General features: G+C 70.4%; 23 protein-coding genes. 6 read left to right on the plus strand and 17 right to left on the minus strand.

Annotated features, from left to right (window positions below; all coding sequences use genetic code 11):
* Window positions 1–27: 27 nt before the first annotated feature.
* Both FB559_RS20675 and FB559_RS20680 read right to left on the minus strand, forming a co-directional pair.
* Window positions 28–696 carry a response regulator transcription factor gene (locus FB559_RS20675; protein WP_141957160.1) on the minus strand — a complete coding sequence of 223 codons (669 nt, stop codon included), beginning with the start codon at window positions 694–696 and terminating at the stop codon, window positions 28–30.
* Window positions 693–1,937 (minus strand): sensor histidine kinase, encoded by a 1,245-nt coding sequence (locus FB559_RS20680; protein WP_246121817.1) that lies wholly within the window; start codon window positions 1,935–1,937, stop codon window positions 693–695. The genes FB559_RS20675 and FB559_RS20680 overlap by 4 nt, the downstream gene beginning before the upstream one ends.
* Before the next feature lie 319 nt (window positions 1,938–2,256).
* Here FB559_RS20680 and FB559_RS20685 point away from each other — a divergent pair, with 319 nt between their 5' ends.
* Entirely contained in the window at window positions 2,257–3,402 is a 1,146-nt protein-coding gene (locus FB559_RS20685; protein ID WP_141957161.1) for an alpha/beta hydrolase, read from the plus strand.
* Between the two features lie 5 nt (window positions 3,403–3,407).
* Here the strand turns inward: FB559_RS20685 and FB559_RS20690 are convergent, their stop codons facing one another.
* Entirely contained in the window at window positions 3,408–3,869 is a 462-nt protein-coding gene (locus tag FB559_RS20690) for a MarR family winged helix-turn-helix transcriptional regulator (protein WP_246121824.1), read from the minus strand.
* An 80-nt stretch (window positions 3,870–3,949) separates the two neighbouring features.
* Here FB559_RS20690 and FB559_RS20695 point away from each other — a divergent pair, with 80 nt between their 5' ends.
* Window positions 3,950–4,216, plus strand: a complete 267-nt coding sequence (locus tag FB559_RS20695; RefSeq protein ID WP_221640102.1) for a hypothetical protein — start codon at window positions 3,950–3,952, stop codon at window positions 4,214–4,216.
* An 82-nt stretch (window positions 4,217–4,298) separates the two neighbouring features.
* Here FB559_RS20695 and FB559_RS20700 read toward each other — a convergent pair whose 3' ends face one another.
* Both FB559_RS20700 and FB559_RS20705 read right to left on the minus strand, forming a co-directional pair.
* On the minus strand, window positions 4,299–4,694 hold the full coding sequence (locus FB559_RS20700; RefSeq protein WP_141957163.1) for a VOC family protein: 396 nt from the start codon (window positions 4,692–4,694) through the stop codon (window positions 4,299–4,301).
* Between the two features lie 98 nt (window positions 4,695–4,792).
* Window positions 4,793–6,106, minus strand: coding sequence for a cytochrome P450 (locus FB559_RS20705; protein WP_141957164.1), 1,314 nt, complete (start codon window positions 6,104–6,106; stop codon window positions 4,793–4,795).
* A gap of 135 nt (window positions 6,107–6,241) precedes the next feature.
* Between FB559_RS20705 and FB559_RS20710 the strand changes: the two genes are divergently transcribed.
* Window positions 6,242–7,015, plus strand: coding sequence for a DUF427 domain-containing protein (locus FB559_RS20710; protein ID WP_221640103.1), 774 nt, complete (start codon window positions 6,242–6,244; stop codon window positions 7,013–7,015).
* A gap of 155 nt (window positions 7,016–7,170) precedes the next feature.
* Here the strand turns inward: FB559_RS20710 and FB559_RS20715 are convergent, their stop codons facing one another.
* The 9 genes from FB559_RS20715 to FB559_RS44005 all read right to left on the minus strand — a co-directional run bounded on the left by FB559_RS20715 (window position 7,171) and on the right by FB559_RS44005 (window position 16,228).
* Window positions 7,171–8,214, minus strand: a complete 1,044-nt coding sequence (locus FB559_RS20715) for an IS110 family RNA-guided transposase (protein WP_246121831.1) — start codon at window positions 8,212–8,214, stop codon at window positions 7,171–7,173.
* 477 nt (window positions 8,215–8,691) lie between these two features.
* A complete protein-coding gene (locus FB559_RS20720) occupies window positions 8,692–9,468 on the minus strand; it encodes a DeoR/GlpR family DNA-binding transcription regulator (RefSeq protein ID WP_141957167.1) in 777 nt (258 codons plus the stop codon).
* A gap of 189 nt (window positions 9,469–9,657) precedes the next feature.
* Complete coding sequence (locus tag FB559_RS20725; RefSeq protein WP_141957168.1) at window positions 9,658–10,308, minus strand: response regulator transcription factor; 651 nt, start codon at window positions 10,306–10,308, stop codon at window positions 9,658–9,660.
* Complete coding sequence (locus FB559_RS20730; protein WP_141957169.1) at window positions 10,305–10,937, minus strand: ATP-binding protein; 633 nt, start codon at window positions 10,935–10,937, stop codon at window positions 10,305–10,307. Before FB559_RS20730 ends, FB559_RS20725 begins: the two co-directional genes overlap by 4 nt.
* Window positions 10,938–11,174: 237 nt before the next feature.
* Window positions 11,175–12,242, minus strand: a complete 1,068-nt coding sequence (locus FB559_RS20735; RefSeq protein ID WP_141957170.1) for a glycosyltransferase — start codon at window positions 12,240–12,242, stop codon at window positions 11,175–11,177.
* A gap of 245 nt (window positions 12,243–12,487) precedes the next feature.
* Window positions 12,488–13,879: a polysaccharide biosynthesis protein gene (locus FB559_RS20740; protein WP_141957171.1), complete on the minus strand. Its 1,392-nt coding sequence runs from the start codon at window positions 13,877–13,879 to the stop codon at window positions 12,488–12,490.
* Between the two features lie 120 nt (window positions 13,880–13,999).
* Window positions 14,000–14,671: a response regulator transcription factor gene (locus tag FB559_RS20745; RefSeq protein WP_185792320.1), complete on the minus strand. Its 672-nt coding sequence runs from the start codon at window positions 14,669–14,671 to the stop codon at window positions 14,000–14,002.
* Between the two features lie 94 nt (window positions 14,672–14,765).
* Window positions 14,766–15,896 carry a CaiB/BaiF CoA transferase family protein gene (locus FB559_RS20750; protein ID WP_185792321.1) on the minus strand — a complete coding sequence of 377 codons (1,131 nt, stop codon included), beginning with the start codon at window positions 15,894–15,896 and terminating at the stop codon, window positions 14,766–14,768.
* Between the two features lie 182 nt (window positions 15,897–16,078).
* Entirely contained in the window at window positions 16,079–16,228 is a 150-nt protein-coding gene (locus tag FB559_RS44005; RefSeq protein WP_185792322.1) for a hypothetical protein, read from the minus strand.
* Between the two features lie 631 nt (window positions 16,229–16,859).
* Here FB559_RS44005 and FB559_RS20755 point away from each other — a divergent pair.
* Window positions 16,860–18,197, plus strand: coding sequence for a sensor histidine kinase (locus tag FB559_RS20755; RefSeq protein ID WP_185792323.1), 1,338 nt, complete (start codon window positions 16,860–16,862; stop codon window positions 18,195–18,197).
* Window positions 18,198–18,212: 15 nt separating this feature from the next.
* Here FB559_RS20755 and FB559_RS20760 read toward each other — a convergent pair whose 3' ends face one another.
* Window positions 18,213–18,803: a GNAT family N-acetyltransferase gene (locus tag FB559_RS20760; RefSeq protein WP_221640104.1), complete on the minus strand. Its 591-nt coding sequence runs from the start codon at window positions 18,801–18,803 to the stop codon at window positions 18,213–18,215.
* Window positions 18,804–18,947: 144 nt separating this feature from the next.
* On the opposite strand from FB559_RS20760, the gene FB559_RS20765 reads away from it, so the two are divergent.
* Complete coding sequence (locus tag FB559_RS20765) at window positions 18,948–19,286, plus strand: phage holin family protein (protein WP_425455077.1); 339 nt, start codon at window positions 18,948–18,950, stop codon at window positions 19,284–19,286.
* A gap of 4 nt (window positions 19,287–19,290) precedes the next feature.
* Here FB559_RS20765 and FB559_RS20770 read toward each other — a convergent pair whose 3' ends face one another.
* Together FB559_RS20770 and FB559_RS20775 are read right to left on the minus strand one after the other, a co-directional pair.
* Window positions 19,291–19,989 (minus strand): histidine phosphatase family protein, encoded by a 699-nt coding sequence (locus FB559_RS20770; RefSeq protein ID WP_141957176.1) that lies wholly within the window; start codon window positions 19,987–19,989, stop codon window positions 19,291–19,293.
* 23 nt (window positions 19,990–20,012) lie between these two features.
* Window positions 20,013–21,698: a substrate-binding domain-containing protein gene (locus FB559_RS20775; protein WP_141957177.1), complete on the minus strand. Its 1,686-nt coding sequence runs from the start codon at window positions 21,696–21,698 to the stop codon at window positions 20,013–20,015.
* Window positions 21,699–21,950: 252 nt separating this feature from the next.
* Here FB559_RS20775 and FB559_RS20780 point away from each other — a divergent pair, with 252 nt between their 5' ends.
* Window positions 21,951–22,376, plus strand: a complete 426-nt coding sequence (locus FB559_RS20780) for a hypothetical protein (protein WP_141957178.1) — start codon at window positions 21,951–21,953, stop codon at window positions 22,374–22,376.
* The last annotated feature ends 35 nt before the right edge of the window (window positions 22,377–22,411 follow it).

The raw sequence follows: 22,411 nt of genomic DNA on the forward strand, positions 1-22,411 counted from the left end.
GGTCGGCCATGCCCAGGCAGTATCTCCCTAGTCGAGCCAGCCGGGCTTGACGAGACCGGTCTCATAGGCGATGACGACGAGCTGGGCGCGATCGCGGGCGTGCAGTTTGACCATGGCGCGGCTCACGTGCGTCTTGGCCGTCGCCGGGCTGACCACCAGGCGGGCGGCGATCTCGTCGTTCGACAGGCCCTCGGCCGCCAGGGCCATGACCTCGCGTTCGCGATCGGTGAGGGCGGTCAGCTCGACGCCGGCCCTCGGCTTCTTCGCCTTGGCGGCGAACTCCGCGATCAACCGGCGGGTCACGCTCGGGGACAGCAGGGCGTCGCCGCTGGCGACCTCGCGGACCCCGCGTACGAGGTCGGCGGGCTCCGTGTCCTTGACGAGGAAGCCGCTGGCGCCGCCGCGCAGCGCCTCGAAGACGTATTCGTCCAGCTCGAACGTGGTCAGAATGATGATCTTCGTGCCGGTGAGCCGGTCATCGCCGACGATCTGCCGGGCCGCGGCCAGGCCGTCCATCACCGGCATGCGGATGTCCATCAGGACGATGTCGGGGCGATGCCGCCGGGCGAGCATCACGGCCTGCTGTCCGTCGGCGGCCTCGCCGACCACATCGATGTCCGGCTGGGCGTCCAGCAGCGCACGAAAGCCGGCACGTACGAGTGCCTGGTCGTCGGCGAGGAGTACACGGATCTTCATGGGGTGTTCGTCTCGTCCGTCTCGTGCGGGGTCTCCGGGCCGGGCGGCGGGACCTGCTCGACCGTGGGCGGCGAGCGCACCGGGAGCCGGGCACGGACGCGAAAGCCGTCGACGCCGTTTCGGGGGCCGGCGGAGATCTCACCGCCCAGCGAGGCGACACGTTCGCGCATCCCGGGGATGCCGTTGCCGCCGCCGCCCGGCGGCTCTCCGGGGAGACCGTGTCCGTCGTCCTGGACCTCGACGAGCACGTGGTCCTCCCTGTACTCGAGCCTGATGTTCGCCGTCACGTCCGGTCCGGCGTGACGGGTGACGTTCGTCAGCGCCTCCTGGATGATCCGGAACGCGGCGAGGTCGACACCCGCCGGAAGCGGACGCGGCTTACCGATCGTTCGCATGCGCACGGTGAGACCGGCCACCTCGGCGCGGGCGAGCAGGTCGTCCAGGCGCGCCAGCCCGGCGGCGGGCGAACGCGGCGCGCCCTCGTTGACCTGACGGAGGACGCCGAGGACCGAACGCACCTCGCTCAGCGCCTCCTTGCTCGCGTCCTTGATCGCGCTGAGCGCCGTTCGTACCTGCTCGGGACGCTCGTCCATGAGGTGCAGCGCGACGCCCGCCTGAACGTTGATCATCGAGATGTTGTGCGCGAGGACGTCGTGCAGCTCGCGGGCGATGCGAAGCCGCTCCTCGCTGGCCTGGCGCCGCTCCTCCTCGACGCGCGCGCGGCGCACCTCGGCGGCACGCTCGTGCCGGATCCGTACCACCTCGGCCCCGGCGAGCACGAGCAGCAGCCAGGTGAACATGGCCACCGCGTGGCCGAGTGTCCAGTAGCCCAGCCGGAACGGCCCGAACGGGGTGAGCAGGCCCAGCGTGCTGAGGACGACGAGTGCGATGCCCGTCACGGTGCACGCGGCGGCACGCCGGCCGGCGGTCACGGCCGCGATGATCGCGACGAGCGGGCTGAGGAAGACCGGGCCGAAGACGTATCCGCGCAGAACGAACACCACGGTGATCGCCATGATCACGGCCAGGACCGCAGACGGGTGGCGACGGCGGAAAAGGAGCGCGACCGGGCCCGCGACGAGTAGTGAGTACGCCAGAATGTCGAGATGCAGGGACTGGTAGCGCACGTGGGCGTCGGCGCCGGATGAGGCCGTGAGCTGGATGAAGGCGACGACGAGAGGCACGACGAAGGACGGCAGGTCACTCGGCCGCCATCGCGAGGTCGTGCGTTCGCCGGTCACATCTGAACCCTAGGAGATCCGGTGTGCGTACTACATCGTGCGCCGGTGGACACCGTGACTACGTCAGCGGGAGTAGTCACCCGCTGACCTGGCATTTACCGAGCGTTTGCCGATCATCCACAACACTGTGGCGGCAACGCGTGTGGCCCAAAGGGGAGGTGCGTGCACTTTTTACGCGACTCGGGCGTCATAAGTGGGCGGGGGCAGTCGGTTTGACAGATACCGTAAACCGGCCGGGGCGTGTCATCGACCGCCCCACACCCTTCCTGAACCCTGGTGCGTTCCCGTACGGGACGGGCCGGATCTTGAGAGGACATCGGTGGGACTGACGAGCGGGGGGCTCCTCGCCTTTGTGGTCTTGGTGGCCATCGGCCTGGGCGTGGCCACGATCTGGTGGTGGCCGAGATTCGCCGGGGCCGGAGCCCGCATGCTGCTCTCCCGGATCGGGCTGTTCGCAGGCGCCCAGTTCACGCTGATGATGGTGCTGCTGCTGGCGGTGAACAACTACTTCCTGTTCTATGCCTCCTGGGCGGACCTGCTGGGGACCAACCACCAGCCGGTGCACATCCAGGCCAACAACAGCCTGGTCATCACCAAGCCCAAGGGCACGGGGCAGCCGCTGGCCCGCCAGACGACCGCCTTTGACAACAAGAAAAAGCCCGACCCGACTCACGACGGTCAGATCGAGCAGGTACAGATCCAGGGAGCGCGCACCGGCCTCACCACCCAGGCGTACGTCTTCCTGCCCCCGCAGTACTTCCAGAAGCAGTTCGCCAAGCGCCATTTCCCGGTGATGTATGACTTCACCGGCTTTCCCGGCCTGCCCGAACAACTCGTCACGCGGCTCAAGGTGCCGTCCACCGCGGCCACGGAGATGAACGCCGGCCAGATCCAGCCGATGATCATCGTGATGATGCGGCCGTCACCGACCTCGGTGATGCCCAAGGACACCGAGTGCACGGACGTGCCGGGCGGCCCGCAGGTGCTGTCCTTCTACACGCAGGACGTCGCCGAGGCCCTCATGTCCACGTACCGCGTGGCGAGCAACCCGCACGCATGGGGCGCGATGGGCGACTCGACCGGCGGCTACTGCGCGGTGAAGCTGGCGATGAAGGCGTCCGACCGGTTCACCGCAGCGGTGTCGATGGCGGGGTACTTCTACCCCCGGCAGGACTGGCAGACCGGCGATCTGTACGCGGGCAGCAAGCAGGTCAAGAACGACAACAGTCTGATCTGGCGGCTCCAGCACCTCCCGCCGCCCCCGATCTCAGTGCTGATCACCACCAGCCCGGACGGCGAGCGGGACTTCGGTGAGGCCAGGAAGTTCCTCCAGACGGCACGGGCGCCGCTGACGACCGACAAGATCCTCGTACCGGGCGGAGGGCACAACCCCCGTACCTGGCGGCGCGTGCTGCCCAGCGCCCTGCTCTGGATGAGCCAGCACCTGCAGCACGAGGACGCCTGAGCTCCTCACCGGCGTAGCGGCGCCCCCGGCGGCGCGGGGACGAGCGCGTCGAGGAGCCGCTGGAGCACCCGGGCGAAGGTCTCGATCTCCTCGGGCTCGGACGTGCTCAGGGCCTCGGCGAGGATCGACTCGAGGGCGGTGCGCATGGTCTGGACGGCCTGCCGGCCCTCGGGTGTCAGTGAGAGGCGGGTCGCCCGCGCGTCGTCGGCGTCGGCGGCCCTCGTCACCAGCCCGGCCTGTTCGAGCCGCGTGGCGTACCGCGTGGCCACCGTGCGGTCGAGGCCGATGAGGTCCGCGAGCCGGCTCGCCGTCGCGGGCCCGGCGCGGGCCAGTCCGGACAGCACCGGGTACGTGGTGCTGTCGACGCCGACGACCCCTTCGGTGAGCCGGTCGTACAGGTGAGCGCGGTTGCCGCGCAGCAGCAGGGCTCCGAGGTCGGCGGCGATCTGTTCGGCGGGCACGGTCACGGCCCTCATGATACGTGCAAAAAGCACGCATCTCGGCTAGGGTAAGAAGCGTGCAGATTGCACGCTCTTTAGGAGGGGTCATGGTCGACGACATCGTGAGTCCCGAGGACGTCCTGCCCGACGGTGTGGACGGCACCGTGCTGAACGGCGTCCAGGTTCGCAAGGGCTCGGTGGCGGCCTTCGTGGCCAACGCCAAGAACCTCCAGCGCCTCGCTCCCGGTACCGAGGAACACGGCCGCGTGTCCGACCAGTTGCGCGCGCTGGCCCCGGCCGTGGCGGCGGTGGGGCTGTTCGACGTCTTCGAGGCGCGCTCACCCGAACTCCGGAAGATCATCGCTGCGGGTTGACCCTCAGCGATGATCCGGCACCTCCAGGCCAAAGGCCGCTAGGGCCCCGGGGCCTGTTGCCGTAGCTGTGCCCGCGGTGACCTCAGCGGCCGCTCGTCACCATCCAGACGTGTCCGTCGGGGTCGGCGAAGGCACCGGCGTAGCCCCACGGTTGCGGTCCGGGCTTGGTCACGAGCTCCGCACCCGCCTCGTGCGCGCGCCGCATCAGCTCGTCGACACCCTCGTCGCTGCCGGCGTCGAAGTTGACGACGCATTCGCTGTGCCCACGCGGTGCGACCTCGCGGTCCCCGATGACCCAGCCGAAGCCGCCCGTCGGAACCAGCATGATCCCCATGCCCTCGTTCAGGGCGAACCGCAGGGGTTCGGGGACCCCGTCCTCGGCGGGCTCTCCCTCGGCCATCCAGCCCAGTCCGTCTTGGTAGAAGCGGTACGACACCTGCCGGTCGGCGATCGGCAGGGCGACGATGACGGGCCTCATTGGATGCTCCTCCGGTGGGGGGTCTTCCTCGCCTCAGACCGTACGGGAGGGCGGAACTCATCGGCCGGCCGCTGCCACCCACGACCTCGGCGGTCTCACTACGGCCCCGGGTTCCAGCGGATCGGCAGGCGTTTGATGCCGTTCTGGAAGTTGGAGCGGAGCCGGATCGGCTCGCCGGCGAGTTCGATGTGGTGGAGCCGGTCGAGCACCGCGCCGAACATCGCGCGCATCTGCAGCCGGGCCAGGTGCGCGCCCAGGCAGAAGTGCGGGCCGTGCCCGAAGGTCAGGTGGTCGTTCTCGGTCCGCCCGACGTCGAATCGCGTCGGGCGGTCGAAGACCTCCTCGTCCCGGTTGGCCGAGGAGAACCACACGACGACCTTCTCGCCCTTGCGTACCGGGACGTTGCCGACGACGGTGTCGGCCGTCGCCGTACGCCGGAAGTTCATCACCGGGGTCCACCAGCGCAGCATCTCCTCCACGGCGCCGTCGAGGAGAGAGCGGTCGGCGCGCAGCCTGGCGAGCTGGTCGGGGTTCTTGAGCAGCGCGAACATCCCACCGGGCAGGCCGTTGCGCACCGTTTCGTTGCCGGCCACCGCGAACAGCCAGAAGAGGTTCTCGAACTCCTCGATCGCGATGGTGCCGTCCTCGTCGTTGCGCATGAGCGCGGTCATGACGTCGTCGCCGGGATGGCGCCGTTTGTACTCACCCAGCTCGTGCGCGTAGGCGTACAGGTCGGGCATGCCTGCGCGTGAGCGGGGGTTCACCGGGCCCGTGGGGCGCAGCGCGATCGCCCGCTTGGCCATGTCCGTGGCCCGCGACGCCTCGAACGACGCGCTGGCGGAGTACTCCGCGTCCTGGTAGCCGATGACCCGGTTGGACCAGTCGAACAGCAGCCACCGGTCGGACTCGGGGATGCCGAACACGTCGGCCAGGGTCAGCAGCGGCAGGTCGGCGGAGATCTCCTTGGCGAAGTCCGCCTCGCCCTTCTCGACGACCTCGTCGACCAGGGCGCGTGCCCGTCGTTCGATGCGCGCCGCCAGCCGGGCCACCGCGCGTGGCGTGAACGCCTTGGTCAGCAGCCCGCGGAGACGTGAGTGGTCCGGGGGATCCATGTTGAGCATCATGCGGCGCACGTAGTCCAGGTCCTCGGCGTCCCTGATCTGCGTGGCACCCAGGTGCGAGGAGAACAACCGCGGGTTGCGCAGCACGTGGCGTACGTCGGCGTGCCGCAGCACCGCCCAGAACCCCGGGCCGGCCGGCCAGTCGTCGACGGGTCGCTCCTCGACCCAGGCGACCGGTGTCGACTGACGCAGCCGGGTCAGCGCGTCGTGCGGCACGGAGCGTACGTAGGTGTCCGGGCTGTAGATCAGCTCCGTGTCCGAGACCGGACCACTGACTCGTCGTTGAGTCATTTTGCCTCCCGCGTATGGACCGTAACTCTGTCCCGCGGTCGAGGGAAGGCCGGTATCGGCCGCTCCGGGCGTACCGCGTGCGTTGTATGGAATGCGGCGCGGGCCGATGGGGTTGCCGCTGCCATGAGCCTGACCATGCCTGGAGCACCCCTGTCCGGACGGCCCGCGGGAGTGTTCAACGGAGACGTACGGGCCCCTGAGCACCTTCTCTACTCCGAGCCGGTGCACAAGCGGATCCGCGTGGAGTTCGGCGGCGAGACGATCGCCGACACGACGGGCGCGCGCCTGCTGTTCGAGACCGCGCACCTGCCCATCTACTACATCCCCGAGTCCGACGTCCGGATGGACCTGCTGGAGCGCACTGACCACTCGACGCACTGCCCGGTGAAGGGCGACGCCGCGTACTGGACGGTGTCGGCCGGCGGGCGTACGGCGGAGAACGCCGTCTGGGGCTACCCGGAACCCATCGCGCCCTGGCTCGAGGGCTACGTCTCCTTCTACTGGAACGCCATGGACGCCTGGTACGAGGAGGACGAGCAGGTCTTCGGGCATCCGCACGACCCGTACCACCGCGTCGACGCGCTGAGGAGCTCGCGGCACGTCAAGGTGAGCGTGGACGGCACGGTGCTCGCGGAGTCGTCGCGACCGGTGATCCTGTTCGAGACCGGCCTGCCGGTCCGCTACTACCTCCCGCGCGAGGACGTGCGCCTGGACGCGCTGAAGCCGTCCGAGACCACGAGCTACTGCGCGTACAAGGGCGAGGCGGGTTACTGGAGCCACGGCCCCGAGGACATCGCCTGGACGTACGAAACGCCGCTGCACGAGGCCGAGCCGGTACGCGACCTCGTGTGCTTCTTCAACGAGAGGACCGACATCGAGGTCGACGGCGAGCCACAGGAACGCCCCTGAGCCGAGGCCTGGACCCTGGGGCCTGCCGCATAGTCACGCTGTTGCCGTGTGGCGCCACACGGGGTTATCCACAGAACCCCGCTCCACTTCCGCCCGCAGTTGTTGCCGCTGGACAATGAGAGTGGGATGGCACCCCCGGATGCTCTTATGTGGTGTCAAGTGGCGGCTGGTAGCTGTTTGTTGGTGGTGTTTGTGCTGGTGAGGGCTTTGAAGAGTTCGCGTGCGAGGTAGCGTTTGAGGCAGCGGATGATCTCGGGTTTGGGTTTGCCTTGGCTGGTGCGGCGTTGGACGTAGGTTCGGGTTCGGGCGCAGTGGCTCATGCGGGTGATGGTGATCAGGTAGAGGGCGCGGTTGGCTTGGCGGTCTCCGCCGCGTGAGAGCCGGTGCCGGGTGGTCTTGCCACTGGAAGCAGGGATCGGGGCCACCCCGCACAGAGCGGCGAAGGCGGCTGGGGTGGTGAGGCGGTCGGGGTTGTCGCCGCAGGTGATCAGCAGCTGTGCGGCGGTCTCGACCCCGACGCCGTAAATGGCGAGCAGGTCGGGGCGGGTCTGGGTGATCAAGGCTTTCAGGTGCAGGTTGAGACCATCGATTTCGGTGGTCAGGTGCTGGTGGCGGTGGGCCAGCGCGCGGAGGGCGTGTTTGGTGGCGTGGAGCGGGTCGGTCAGGTCGGTGCCTGGGCGCAGCCGTGCGCATGCGCTGATCAGTGCCGGGGTGGGTTTGCCGGTGAGGTGTTCGCGAAGTTGTGCCGGTGCGGTGACCAGCACGGCTCGTAGTTCGTTGATGGCTGCGGTGCGGGCCTTGATGGCTCCGGTCCGGGTCAGGTGCAGCACCCGGATCGATTCGGCGATCCCGTCGTTGCCTTTGGGCAGTGCGCGGGCGCGGCCGGCCAGCACCGCATCAGCGGCGGCATAAGCATCCAACGGATCGGACTTACCGACACTGCGGCGCTGACGGCGGTCGGGCCGGTTCACCTCCACCACGGTGACACCTTGACCGCGCAGGTACCGGGTCAGGCCCGCTCCGTAGGAGCCGGTGCCCTCCACCCCGACCGCGTGGATCCGGCCGAAGCCTTCCATCCAGGCCAGCAACCGCGCATAGCCCTCAACCGTGGCGGGAAACTGCGCGTCCGCGATCCGGCCGCCGTTCATCAACTCCACCGCGGCGTGATGGGTGTCGTGGTGGGTGTCGACCCCACCCACGACCCGCCGCTTGTCCGGTCGCCTGCTCCTGCGTGCCATCCTGAACCTGCCAATCCTCGTGAGGGAAACGAGACGTGGCACGCGCTGGGCCGGTGCATCGGACAGACCAGTGATGAGGCTCCTAGGCCGAGCTCTTATCAAGTCACGGCACCGGCCCAGCGCACACCCCGCAGACACACCAGCACGGCCGACAGATCCGGGGAAAGACACTCACTCACGAGGTCGGGCGGGCAAAGAGCCAAACCACACCAGCATCGCCTGCCCCACCATTCTCACTGGCGGGTGGGCTCCAGGGGGGTGGGCTCCAGGGGGTGGGCTCCAGGGGGGTGGGCTCCACGACGGGGCGGGCTCCACGACGGGGCGGGCTCCACGACGGGGCGGGCTCCACGACGGGGCGGGCTCCACGACGGGGCAGGACCCACGACGGGGCGCGGCTCAGGTAGGGCGCGGCCCGGACCGAGGACTTCGAGACGGACCCTAGGCGCGGACGACCTTGATGCCGGCCTCCTCGTACGCGCGGACGTCCGCGTCCGTGTCGGTGACCAGGAGGTCGACCTCGCCGATGCCGCAGATCCGGGCGAACGCACGCTGGCCGAGCTTGGAGCCGTCCGCGACGACGACGACGCGCTCGGCGCGTACCGCCATCTGCCGGTTGATGCTCGCCTCGTCCTCGTTGGCGCAGGTCGCCCCGCGCTCGATGTCGAGGCCGCTGACGCCGAGGAAGGCCATGTCCAGTGTCACCTGGTCGAACACGCCGTTCGCCAGTGGGCCGACCAGCTCGTAGGACTGCGGGAGCGCCACGCCTCCGCTCAGGACGATCTTGATGTGCGGGCGTACGACCAGCTCGCCCGCGATGTTGAGGGCGTTCGTCACGACGGTCACCGCGGGTGAGGCGCCCTCCGTGTGCAGGTCGGCGCGGGTGGCCAGCGCGCGTGCGACCTCGGTCGTGGTCGTGCCGCCGTTGACGCCGACGACCGCCCCGGAGGGTACGAGGTCGGCGGCGACCGCCGCGATGCGCTGCTTCTCCGAGGCGCGCCGCGCGCTCTTGTAGCGCAGGGGCAGGTCGTAGGTGACGGTATGGGCGACGGCGCCGCCGCGCGTACGGGTCAGCATCTGCTGCTGGGCGAGCTGGTCGAAGTCGCGGCGAATGGTCGCCGCGGACACCGTCAGCTCGGCGGCGGCCTCCTCGACACTGAGCCGGCCACGGCTCGCGAGCAGGGAGAGCAGGCCGTTCCACCGCTCATATCGGCTCATCCGGCGTTCAACCACGTCTTTCGTCGCCCATTTGCACGCTCGCGGAGGCAGGGTGCAGGTCAGCGGTTAGACCAGCTGCCGCCCGTGAGTTTTACTGATCGTACATCGCTCGCACCGCGCACGAATGTGCACGCGCGGGAAGTCATTGGTTTCAATGCCGAGAGAAACGATTTATCGGCGCATTGGTGGCTAAGTGAGGAGCCATTCGCCGGTATTCACGCTGACGAGGCCATGACGGGCCGCGGCGATCACCGCCTCGCGCTGCGAGTGCACGCCCAGCTTGGTCAGCACGCTCTGGACGTGGCTGCGGGCGGTGCTCCGGGTGATCTTCATGGAGCGCGCGAGAGTGGCGGTGTTCTCGCCGCGGACCAGCCGGGTCAGCACCTCGCGTTCGCGCGGCGTGAGGTAGTGCGCGAGCCGCTGCGCCTCGCTGCGCGGGCGCGGCGGCATGGGGGAGCCGGTGGTCGGGTCGATCACCACGTCGCCCGCGTGCACGCGGGCCAGCATGGCGACGATCTCGCCGGCCTGCTGGCCCTTGTGGGCGAAGCCCCGCACGCCGGCGGCGAGGGCGGCCTCGAGCAGCTCGGCGTCGATCGAGCCCGACAGCACGACGAACCGCGTCGACGGCGCGGCACGTACAAGTCCGGGCAGGCTCTCCAGCACCGAACCGGTGGGGAACTGCAGATCGAGCAGGCACACGTCGGCCGCGGCCGACCGGAGCAGGCGCAAAGCCGCCTCGGGGGAGTAGACGACGCCGACCACGTCGTGTCCCGACTCGCGCAGCACCATCGCCAGCGAGTCCGCGAACACCGCGTGGTCGTCGCAGATCAGCACTTTCACGGACAGACCGCCGAGGGCAGCAGGATGCGCACCCGTGCGCCGCCCAGCTCACACCTGCGCACCTCGAGTCCGCCCCCGTAGCCGGAGACGAGGTCGTGCACGATGCCCAGCCCGAGCGAGGCGAGGCCGGCCGCCCCGCCGCCGAACCCCGGCCCGTCATCGTCGACCTGCACGACCGTCCATCCGTCCTCGCAGGCCACGCTCACGTCGACGCGCTCGACGGCGACCCGGCACGCGTTGTCGAGGATGTTGCGCACGGCACGCCACAGCGCCAGCGGGTCGATGTGCGCCCACGCCGGGCCCGAGTCGTAGCCGACCCGGCGGATCGAGGCGAGCCGCAGCCCGGCGACGATCTCACCGACGAGCTCGTCCACGCGGACGCGCTCGGGACTCGGAGGGCCCTCCTCGGGCCGGTCGTCGTCCTCGTCGAGGCGCCGGAGCAGGTGGTCCAGCCAGCGCGTCTCGCCGAGCAGCGCGTCGACGCGCTTGCGGCTGGCCGGGCCGACGTCGTCGGCGACCGACATCGCGGAGGCCAGCATGATGATGGTGCCGAGCTCGTGACGGATGTCGTGCCGGATCCTGCGCCGCCACAGGTCCGGGTCGCCGGCCGGACGTGCCGGCAGGACCACCGCGTCGGTGGTCGCGGCCCCCGCGCCGCGATCCAGTAGCGGTGCTGTAGCGGAGGGTGATGAGCGTGATTGCCCTTCGACCATGACAGACCCCCGTCTTCGGAAAACATGAACCAACGTTGTCGACCGTCACTCTCTACGACGCCGGTGTCCAGGTAGGCGGCGGTAAAGACAGGGTTGCTGGCCGGAGGTGGTCATGTGGTCACTGAGGGTAAACTAATCTTGAATTCGGAGCGTCTACGTGCAATCAAGGTGCGACGATGCACGTTGGTAAACCTCGTCCAAAGTCACCGATAGTGACCTCGGACTGCAACGGTCCGCCACCCGCTTCAGCGCCGCGCGGCCCATTCTGCGCGCTTCGGCCGGATTATCCAGAAGATATGTGATCGCGTCGGCGAGCTGTGCCGGATCGCCCGGCGCGGTGAGAAGACCCGTCTCACCGGCGCGGATGATGTCCGGGCCGCTCGGCGCGACGGTCCCCACCAGCGGCACGCCGGCCGCGGCGGCCTGGACGGCGGCGTACGGCACTCCCTCGTGCCGGCCGGTCATCGCGAGCACGTCGAAGCCGGGCAGCAGGTCGGCCACGTCGTCGCGCCGCCCCAGCCAGATCAGCCGCTCGCCGCCGACGCGCTCGGTGAACCTCTGGCCGAGCCGTCCCGGCAGCCGCGCCGCGGGGCCGCCGTCGCCGTCCGCCCAGACGCCGTAGACGCTCGAGGGCAGCCGGGCGATGGCCCGCGCGAACACGTCCGGCCGCCGCGCACCGCGCGCCGGACCGATCCCCCCGACCACCTGTGCGCCCAGGGGAAGCCCGAGCAGCCGCCGGGCGCGGGTACGCGTGCCCGCCAGGTTCGGCAGGTCCACGGCCGGCCAGATCGCCCGCAGCCGCCCCGGTGACGCCAGGCCGAGCCGGAGGGCGCGCGAGGCGGTACGTGCGCCCACGGCGAGGAACACGTCGGTGTGCCGTGCGGCCCGGCGCTCGGCGAGGGTGGGGCCGGGTGGGGCGTACCAGGTGTGGACGATCCGCGGGACGCCGGCACGTACGGCGGCGAACCGCCCGGCCGTCCCCACGTGGGTGTGGGCGATGTCGTACCCGCCGCCCATGGCCTCGGCCAGCGCGCGCGGCCCGTGCGCGTGGATCACCGCGATCCCGGACTCCCGTGCCCACGCGTCGAGGGCGCCCGGCTCACCGGCGACCACGGTGTGCGCGTACGCCTCCGGGTCGAGCGCGAGCGCCGCGGTCAGCGCGGCGCGCGCCGGTCCTCCCTCGAACCGGTCGAGCACCAGCGCGACGCGCACGGGAGTCACGTGACCTCCTCTTCCACCGGCGGTGCGAGCAGGCGCTCGCCGCTTCGCTCGGTCATGCGGCCAGTGGCGATCGGGGGACTGTGCCTTCTGGTTCCCTCGCTCCGCTCGGTCACGGGCCCTCCTGCGTCGGGGGAGTGACCGGGGGACTGTGCCTTCTGGTTCCCTCGCTTCGCTCGGTCACGGGCCCTCCCGCGTCGGGGGAGTGACCGGGGGACTGTGCCTTCTGGTTCCCTCGCTTCGCTCGGTCACGGGCGTTCCTCCTGCGGCCGGTACTCCGGCAGGATGCGGCGCATCAGCGCGCGTACTTCGTCGTCGGCGTCACGCGCGGCCGCGTCGAGCAGCGCGGTGAGGGGTTCGTTCCGCCAGTGCGAGGGCATGGTGCCGCGCGTCGCGTAGATGAGGGGGTGCGCCGTACGTGTCATCGCCTCCGAGTCGGCGAAGGACCGGGCGCGCAGCCGCTCGCCCGGTCCCAGGCCGGTGAACCGGATCGTCACGTCGGGCAGGCGCAGCCCGTCGACGAGCGCGCCCACCACGCCGAGCACCGAGGACGGCGGCCCGGTGTCGAGCGCGAACGTCTCCGCGTCCTCGGCCATCGCGGTGGCCTCCAGGACGAGTTCGGCCGCCTCCCGCGCGCTCATGAGATGCCGCGCGGCGTCGGGGTGGGTGACGGTGACCGGCTGTCCGGCCGCGAGCTGGCCGGCGACCGCGCCGAGGGGCGACGTGCCCGACCCCAGCACGCTGCCGACCCGTACCGCCGCGAAGCAGGTCTGCCCGCCCGCCTCCGCCTGCAGCACCAGCTCCGAGAGCCGGCGGGTGGCGCCGAGCACGGAGACGGGCTCGGCGGCCTGGTCGGTGGAGACCAGCACGAACCGCTCCACGTCCTGGCGTACGGCCGCGCGTACGAGGTTGCGCGTGCCGAGCACGTTGGCACGCACCGCCGCGCACGGCTGCCGTTCCAGCCACCGGGGATCGTGGTTGAACCCGGCCGCGTGCAGCACCAGCTCGGGGCGTACCTCCTCGAACAGCGCGTCGACCCGGGAGGCGTCCCTGATGTCGACGACCGCCGGCCGGCCGGTCTCGCTCTCGGCGGTCAGCCGGGCCAGGGCCTTCTCGTCGTTGTCGAGCTGGATGAGCGCCGCCGGGCGCAGGGTGCGCAGCCGGCGGCACAGCCGGGCGCCGACCGTGCCGCACGCCCCGGTGACCAGGACGCGGCGCCCGGACACGAACCGCCGCGCCCGGATGCTCGCCACCGCCAGCTCGTCGCGGCCGAGCAGCCGCAGCGGATCGGTGCCGGCGGCGGCCCCCGGCGGCACGTAGCGTACGTCCAGGCCGGCCTCGGCGACCCGGCCGACCAGGCTCGCGACGCGTACGGGCGGCAGCGACGGGATCGCGACGACGACGACCTGGGTGCGGGCGGGCCAGGTCGCGGCCGTGATGTCGACGGTGCCGCCGAGCACGGGCAGGCCGGACACCGTCTCACCGGTGAGGGCGTCGTCGAGGAACCCGACCGGAGTCAGGTCGCCCTCGGCCTCCAGCAGCGCGCGCGCCAGAGCGCGGCCGGCGTCGCCGGCCCCGATGATCACGGCGCGGACGCCGGAGCAGCGGCCCTCGCCGCCGTGGCATCTCCGCCTTCGCAAGGTCAGCCTCGCCCGATTTCCACGACTGCCCCTCTCGCCTGGGCCGAGAGTACGGGCGTCGTCACAGCGCCTGAACGCGCATCGGGACGATGACGACCTACGCCATATGGGGGACTCCGTTCACATCGGGGGATCATCACCGGGATTCGACGGACGCATTCCCGCACGCATCGCCACCGTGATCGCCTCCAGCGCGGAGTGCGCGTCGAGCTTGGCGAGGAGGTTCTGGGTGTGGGTGCGCACGGTGTTGGCCGACAGGCCGAGCCGGTCGGCGATCTCCGGGCGGCTCTGGCCGTCGACCATGCACCGCAGGACCTCGCGTTCGCGCGGTGTCAGCTCGGCCAGATCGTCGACGTCCGGTCCGCCGTCGGCCAGCAGGCGGCGCAACACCTCACCGAGGACCGCCGGCGGGATCCAGCCGCCGCGCCCGGCCGCCCCGCGGATCACCTGGGAGACGAGGTCGGCGCTCTCGGTCTTGGGCAGCCAGCCCACCGCGCCCCGGCGCAGCGCGGTGACCATCGGGTCGATGTCGGTGATGCCGCTCAGGACCACCACGCGGACGTCGGGGTACCGCCGGCGCATGATGTCGAGGGCGTCCAGCCCGCTCTCCTCTCCGAGCACGAGATCGAGCACGACGACCTGCGGTGCCTCGGTCGCGATGAGCGCGGTGGCACGCCGGATGTCGTGGGCGACGGGGAGCACCTCAAGGTCGGGTTCGGCGCTGAGCCGGGCGGCGAGCGCCTCGGCGAACAGTGCCTGGTCATCGACGATGAGGACGCGGATGGGCCTCATGGGCACAGGATGACGCACACCCCGCGGTACGGGATCGTGCATTTGGCGGAGAGCGGCGAAGAATGGCCGGGTCAGGCCGGGCCGCAGGTGGGGTTCAGGCGACTGCTCCCCGTTCGCGCAGGTCCGCGATCTCCGCCGCGGAAAGGCCGATCTCGGCCAGCGCCGCCTCGGTGTGCTCACCCGGGCGTACGGGCGGGGCGGGCGTCTCGGCGGCGGTGCGGCTGAAGCGCGGCGCGGGCGCGGGCTGGGTGAGGCCGCCGACGTCGACGAACCCGGTCCGCGCGGTGGCGTGCGGATGGGCCGGCGCCTCACCGAGACCGAGCACGGGGGCGACGCAGGCGTCGGTGCCGTCGAAGATCCGCGTCCACTCGTCCCGCGTCTTGGCCTTGAACACCTCGGTGAACCGCGCGCGCATCTCCGGCCAGCGGGCCTGGTCGTTCTGGGCGGGCAGGTCCTCGCCCTCGAGCCCGAGGCCGCGCAGCAGCGCGGCGTAGAACTGCGGCTCGAGCGCGCCGACGCTCATGTGGAGCCCGTCGGCCGTCTCGTAGGTGTCATAGAACGGCGCACCGCCGTCGAGCAGGTTGGTGCCACGTGCGTCCTGCCAGAGGCCCTGGCCGCGCATGCCGTGGATGAAGGAGGTCAGGAGCGCGGCCCCGTCGACCATGGCCGCGTCCACGACCTGCCCCCGGCCGGAGCGCGAGCGTTCGAACAGCGCCGCGAGCACGCCGACCGCCAGCAGCATGCCGCCGCCCCCGAAGTCGCCCACGAGGTTGAGCGGGGGCAGGGGACGCTCGCCGGCGCGGCCGATCGGGTCCAGTGCGCCGGCGATGGCGATGTAGTTGATGTCGTGCCCGGCCATCTGGGCCATCGGGCCTTCCTGCCCCCAGCCGGTCATCCGGCCGTAGACGAGGCCGCGATTGCGCTCCAGGCAGATGTCCGGGCCGAAGCCCAGCCGTTCGGTGACTCCGGGACGGAAGCCCTCGATCAGGACGTCGGCGGTGTCCAGGAGGCGCAGCAGCACCTCGACCCCCGCCGGGTCCTTGAGGTTGAGGCCGATGGACCGACGGCCGCGGCCCAGCGGGTCGATCGCGGCCTCGCGGCCCACACTGGTCGGGCGGTCGACGCGGAGCACGTCGGCGCCCAGGTCGGACAGCACCATGCAGGCGAAGGGCGCGGGCGCGAGGCTCGCGATCTCGACGACGCGTACACCGTGCAGCGGTCCCATGCCCACCCCTTTGATCGGTCGCTGCGGCACACTCTAGAACGTCGTTCTACGGTGCCGTGCACCGCCTCCGGGGAAGGGGAGCACGAGAAACCGGGCCGACCATGGGAGTTCCATGGCTGATCACAGCGGAATGGTCCGCCGGAATGCGTTCGAAGCGGCGCGGCGGGGAGCCGCGCCGAGGGTCACAATGCGTTCACGAACCTCGACAGTGAGTCGCCCGCCGATGTCAGGGTTCCAAGGGCGTTGTGCACCACGTGAGCCGCGCCTGCCGGAGACTTCAGCAGGTAGAAAACAACAAAGGCCCCGAGTGCCCAGGTAAGGTACTTCTTCATTGGCGCTCCCGCCTCCAAACGAACGCCGATTTGCCGCCAACCTGTGGCGAGGACGGCATCCTTCCGGTTTCAGTTGTTCTGGTGCGAGCCGCCCGGCGGGCGGCCGTCATCGCGACCGTGTGTCTCCCATGTTGAGTATCACCGCTTCGCTGCATTCTGTCGCGTGTCAACTTTGACACACATCGGTGCGAAGGCACGACCGAGAGCCGAGACCCCGTGCCAGGTTTCGCATATGCGATCAAATGTACTGGTCACGGCGGTGTCGTAGTGGTTCACGCGTTCCGTCGTGGCCGCGGGGAGAATGCGAACGAGACGACGTGAGACGGCGATATATACCGACGGTTTCGTCGCTGAGTGTGGCCATCGGTCACTCGCGGTCGGCCGTCCGCTTCCGTCGCCGCACCGGGCCTGCGGAAACGCATTCGTCAGGGCGCGGCCCACTTCGCAAGACGCGATGGGACTTGCGCCGTCCGCATCCGGACACATCCGCGCGGAGCGGCGTGCCGGATCCTGTCGGAAAGATCCGAGAACAAGGCTGTGGCCTGCGCAAATGCGTAGAGGGAGCGTTCGCCGGGTAATTCTTTCGTTGCCGTGCGCGACCGTCAGGAGGCGGCGTTCGCGGAGGAAAATCGTGCGGCTTCCCAATGAGCAACTGATCAGAGTGCGCGTCACGGTCATCGCGATGGTCGTGACGGGCTTCATCGCCATGCTCGGGTACGGCGCGCTGCTCGCCTTCATCCGCTTTCAGGCGGGCACCCAGCTCACCAACCAGCTGACGTTCACCGCGCGCCAGGTCGCCACGATCGCACGCGCCGGCCACCTCACGAGCCCGATCGTCAGCGGCAACCCCGGCCTGATCCAGGTGCAGAACGAGCGCCGCCAGGTCGTGGCCGCCAGCCGTTCGCTGGTCGGCCTGTCGGCACTGCGGGCACCGAGGCCGACCAGCGAGAGCCCGCTCTTCCAGCACATCTGCCCCGGCAGCCGGTGCTTCACCGCCGTCGTCACACGTGTGGACGCACCGTCCGGGCCGCTCACGGTGTACGTCCTCGCCCCGGAGCTGGGGCTGTTCCCCCGGCCCGGCCTGGCGGTGCTCCTCGCACTGGGCATCCCGGTCAGCATCGGGGCGGCCGGGGTCTGGCGGTGGTGGCTCGCGGGGCGGCGCCTGCGGCCGCTGGAGCTCATCCGCGCCGAGCTCGACGAGATCAACGCCGCCGACCTGCATCGCCGGGTGTCGGTCCCGCCCAAGCGCGACGAGTTCCACTGGCTGGTGATGGCCGTCAACGCCACCCTGGACCGGCTCGAGGCCGCGGTGGACCAGCAGCGGCAGCTCGTCTCGGACGTCTCCCACGACCTGCGCAGCCCGATCGCCGGGCTGCGGGCCGAACTGGAGGCCGCCCTGATCGACCCGGAGGGCACCGATCTGCGGGCCGCGCTCGGCAAGACCCTCAAGAACACCGAGCGGCTGCAGAACATCGTCACCGAGCTCCTCGTGCTCGCACGCCGGGAGGCCGGCCTGCCCGGCCGGGCCGAGCGCGTCGACCTGGGCGACCTGGCCGAACGGGAGGTCGCCCGCCGGCCCCGCCGCGTCGCGGCGAAGGTGGACGCCGAACCCGGTGTGGTCGCCCGGGTGAACAACGTCGACATCGGCCGGGTGCTCACCAACCTGCTCGACAACGCCGCCCGGCACGCCGACTCCGAGGTGATCGTGACCGTGCGCCGCGAGGACGACGAGGCGGTCGTGGAGGTCTTCAACGACGGCGAGGCCATCGCGCCGGAGGACCGCGGGCGGATCTTCGAGCGGTTCATCCGGCTGCCCGCGTCCAGGAAACGCGACTCCGGCGGCAGCGGGCTCGGCCTGGCCATCTCACGTGACATCGCGGACTCGTACGGTGGCTCGCTGACGCTTGCCGACGACGATCTCGGCACCCGCTTCGTCCTCACGCTTCCGCTGCTCGACGATCCGTCGTGAGGCCCTTCGCGGCGGTTACTGGGGGTTCCGCCACATAGGCCACACGCGCGGACCGCCGCCGGGTACGCGGATCTCGCCGGTCACCCGGAAGCCGAAGCGCTCGTAGTAGGAGACGTTGCTCTCCTTGGAGGACTCCAGGTACGCCGGGAACCGCCGGTCGTCACAGCGGGACAGCCGCGACCGCAGCAGGGCCGAGCCGAGCCCCCGGCCCTGGGCGGACGGATCGGTGCCCAGGACGGCCAGGTACCAGTGCGGCTCGATCGGGTGCTCGCGTTCGATCTCGCCGAGCCCGTACATGACGGTGAAGGTCCTGGTGCCCAGCACCCGCAGCAGGCCGGGGAGCTGACGGAGCTGGGTGGCGAGCGAGATCCTCCACCGGCCCGGCGGATCCCAGAGCGCGCCGGCCAGGATCCGTCCGTCCTGTTCGGCCAGCTCGCTGACGCCGTTCGGCAGCCGGGCGTGGTGGAGCAGCAGCCCGAACATGGCGGCCATCCGCTCCGGGTGCCGGGGGAACATCCACAGCCAGACCGGGTCGTCGGCGAAGGCACGGCCGAGCACCGCCGCCAGGGAGTCGGCATCGGGGGCGGTGACGTCGCGGACCTTCACGAGTCCTCCTTCGCCGGAGGGGGTGGCCGAGCGCGCTGGGTCTCCGGTTCGCTCGCTCGGCTCACTCATGCGCAGAGTGTTTCGTGCAACGATCGGTATGTGAAGATCCTGATTCGGGTAGTTACGACCGCAATTGCACTTTGGGTGGCGACGCTGATCGTCAGCGGCATCGACCTGACGGCCGCCTCCATGCCCCGCAAGGTGGGCACCCTGATCGTCGTCGCAGTCGTCTTCGGACTGATCAACGCCTTCCTCAAGCCGATCATCAAGACGCTCGGCTGTGTTTTCTACATCCTCACGCTGGGGCTTTTCGCCTTCGTGGTGAACGGCTTGCTGCTGTGGCTGGCGAGCTGGGCCGCGGACAAGATGAACCTGCCCTTCCACGTGTCCGGATTCTGGGCGGCGTTCTGGGGCGCCATCGTCGTCGGCCTGGTGAGCTGGCTGCTCAACCTGTTCGTCCACGACGACCGGAGTGAGGAGTAGGGGCTCAGGCCGGCAGGCCGGCGCCGTCCTCGAGGTGGTCGGTGCTGTTGAAGGTGACGAGACGCATCTCGCCCTCCCGGCGTGACCAGATCGCGAGCGAGGCGTTCGGTACGAGCGTGCGCTCGATCTCGAGCAGCTGCTGCTCGGTGAGCTGCTCCACGATGTAGCGGAAGAGCATCACGACCGCGTCGTGGGCCACGATGAGCACCCGGCCGCCCGGATGGTCGCGTTCGATATCGGACATCGCGCTGCGGAGCCGCAGGGCGACGTCCGCCCAGGACTCGCCGCCGGGCGGCCGGTAGTAGAACTTTCCGGTCAGCCGCTTGCGCGCCGCCTCCTCGGGGAACCGGGCCGCGATGCCACGCCCGGTCAGCGCGTAGAGGATGCCGGTCTCCCGGTCGCGCAACCGCTCGTCGTAGCGGATCGGGGGACCGGCGATCTCGGCCAGCGCGATGCGCGCGGTCTCCGCGGCGCGGAGGTACGGCGAGGAGATCACCGCCGTGGGGCGTTCGGCGGCCGGCAGCGAGGCCAGTCTGCGGCCCAGTGCCACCGCCTGTCGTCTGCCGGTCTCCGAGAGGGGGACGTCCGGGTCGCGCAGGCCGACGTCGATTTCTTCAAGCTCGTTCGTCTCGGCAGTGCGCCAGGCGACATTGCCGATGCTTTCCCCATGCCGGGCGATCGCCAGCCACTCGAGTGAACTCACAGCACCCCGACCTTACCGGGCGCTCATGACATGGGACACGCCTGCCCACAGGTCAGGCGTATGAGCATCTCCAGGAACACCTCCTGGATCTGTCGGGGGTCGAGGGTGACGAAGGCCTGCCCGCCGGTCGCCTTGGCGATCTGCTGCAGGGGTTCGGGATCGATGTCGGGGCCGAACGCGATCGGCACGACCGCGACCGGCTTGAGCGGGTCGGCGGACCGTCCGAGCTGCTTCAGCAGGTCCTGCAGGATGATCGTGTGCCCGGGGTCGTAGTTCATGCCGTCGGTGAGCACGACCAGCACGTTGTTGCGGTCCGGCTGGTAGGTCCGCACCGCCTCGCGGTAGGCGGCGAGGACGGAGTCATAAAGGGCCGTCCGCGTGCCCAGGGCGGGCTGCGCGGCGTTGAACGCGCCGATCAGGGTGTCGCGCTGGGTCTGCGCGCCGACCTTCTGCGTCAGCGGCCGGTACGGCACGAGCTGCCGGTAGTCGTGGTCGCGGTCCAGCCGGGTGGCGAACTCCCAGAGCGCGACCTGGGAGTTGTCGCTGAGAATCCGGGTGCCGCCGATGGCCGCACGCGTCGTCGCCCGGATGCGCGTGTCCTTCGTCCGCGGCACCGGGTCGCCCATCGAGGGCGAGACGTCGAGCAGGATCAGCATGCGCGCGCCGAGCACGGTCCGCTGCCACATCTGCAGGATCCGGCCGACCGTCGCGGGGTCCTGCGGATGCGCCGGGATCGGCGCCTCGGAGGCGACGCCGTACTTCGCGCCGAACCCGGTGCCGGCGACGCCGTCGGGCGTCCGCAGGCCCAGCGACTGCAACGTCTCGCGGGACTGTGACTGGGAGAGCGCGGCGCGGAAGTCCTCCACCGTCCTGCCACGCTCGCGATCGTTCGTCACCGAGACGTACGGGAAGTCCAGGGCAAGCGCGCCGTCACTCGGGTAGCGGGCGGTGACCGGCCGCTTCGCGTCGGTGTGGTTGTGCTGCCAGACCGACTGCTCCGACAGCACGACCGCGGTCGGCGGGTCCCCTCCGTGGAACATCGCCGAGAACGCGGCCTTGTCGTCCGGCAGCGCGGAGCCGAGGTCGGAGTAGAGCGTGATCGCGAACGTGCCGAGCCCGGTCTTGCCCGGTCCTGAGGCCTGGTGGGCGAGCATCAGCGCGCCGAGGCCGGCCGCCTGCGTCGTGGGATCGAGGAACCGCACGCGTACCGGCGGCTGCGCGGCCCCGGTGCCGGGCAGGCGCGAGGCCAGGAGCAGCCTCCAGCTCACGTCGCCCGGAGAACGCCCCTGGGCCGCGGCGAGCACCAGCGGAGACGAGGCGATCGACGTGCCGGACGGCCGTACGGCGGCGCTCCCCAGCCGGGTGCGCCGGGCGACCGGGAGCCAGAGTGAGGAGTCCGGGATCCAGGCGTCCGGGCGGGCCGCTCCGGGTGAGGAACCCTGTCCCGACAGTACGCCCGCGACGTCCGCGGGCTCCTCGCGGACCACGGTGACACGGACGCAGGTGGTACGGGCGTTGTAGCGGCGTGCCGTCTGCTCCACGGCGGGTGCGATCGAGGGGGCCGCCGCCACCGTGATCGCCTCGGCGCGGCAGCCGTCCGCGTGGGATCCGATCGAGCAGGCGGCCGTCGCCGGTGCGATGGCCAGCAGCAGGACCATCGCTCTCGCCCCGACGACGCTGTGGCAGATGCGACGGTATGAGATCGGCACTTCCGCCCCCCGATCATCGACGGCACCCCGTCATTTGCCCGGAGATTAGCCGGTTAAGCGGCTGGCAATGTCCCTTTTCCTGACATTTCAGTTGAGATGTGGCCACGTGGTGAGATAACACTCGTCACATTCGTCACAGAGATTTCTCTGGTGCGTTCTGTCAACAGCAGGAGCCGATTTTTGTCTCGCTGATCCCCCCTTGACAGATTGAAATACCTGACGTCGCATACGGCACTGACTAAGCTCACGGGTGTGGGGCGTCATGTGTCCTCCGAGCGCAGACGTTCGCTACGGGGCAGGTTCTTCCTCGCGCTTCTCGCGATGATCGTGTTGCTGTGCGCCGCGGCCTACGCGGCGTACCAGATCTGGGATCACGGCCGCGAGCACGCGCCGGCTCGGCATGGGCCTCCGGCGGCCTCGGCCTCCGCGACGCCCGTCGCCTCCGTCACCCTCACGGTGACCGTGACGGGCGCGAAGTGCCAGGTGTTCGTGCGCGTGCCCGGTGGCGACATCCTGGTCAACCGGAGCCTGGTACGGGGCCAGTCCGTGCGCTTCGACGAGCAGAGCCTGAGCGTGGTGCTCGGCGACGGGAGCGCGGCGCAGGTCTATGTCAACGGCAGGCTGCGGCCGCCCGGCCGGGCCGGCAAGCGCGTCGAGTTCGTCGCCACCAAGGGCTGAACGGCCGGTCCCGCGACCCCTACGGCCGCGGGACC

It is taken from the genome of Actinoallomurus bryophytorum, from assembly GCF_006716425.1.
GTDB classification, from domain to species: domain Bacteria; phylum Actinomycetota; class Actinomycetes; order Streptosporangiales; family Streptosporangiaceae; genus Actinoallomurus; species Actinoallomurus bryophytorum.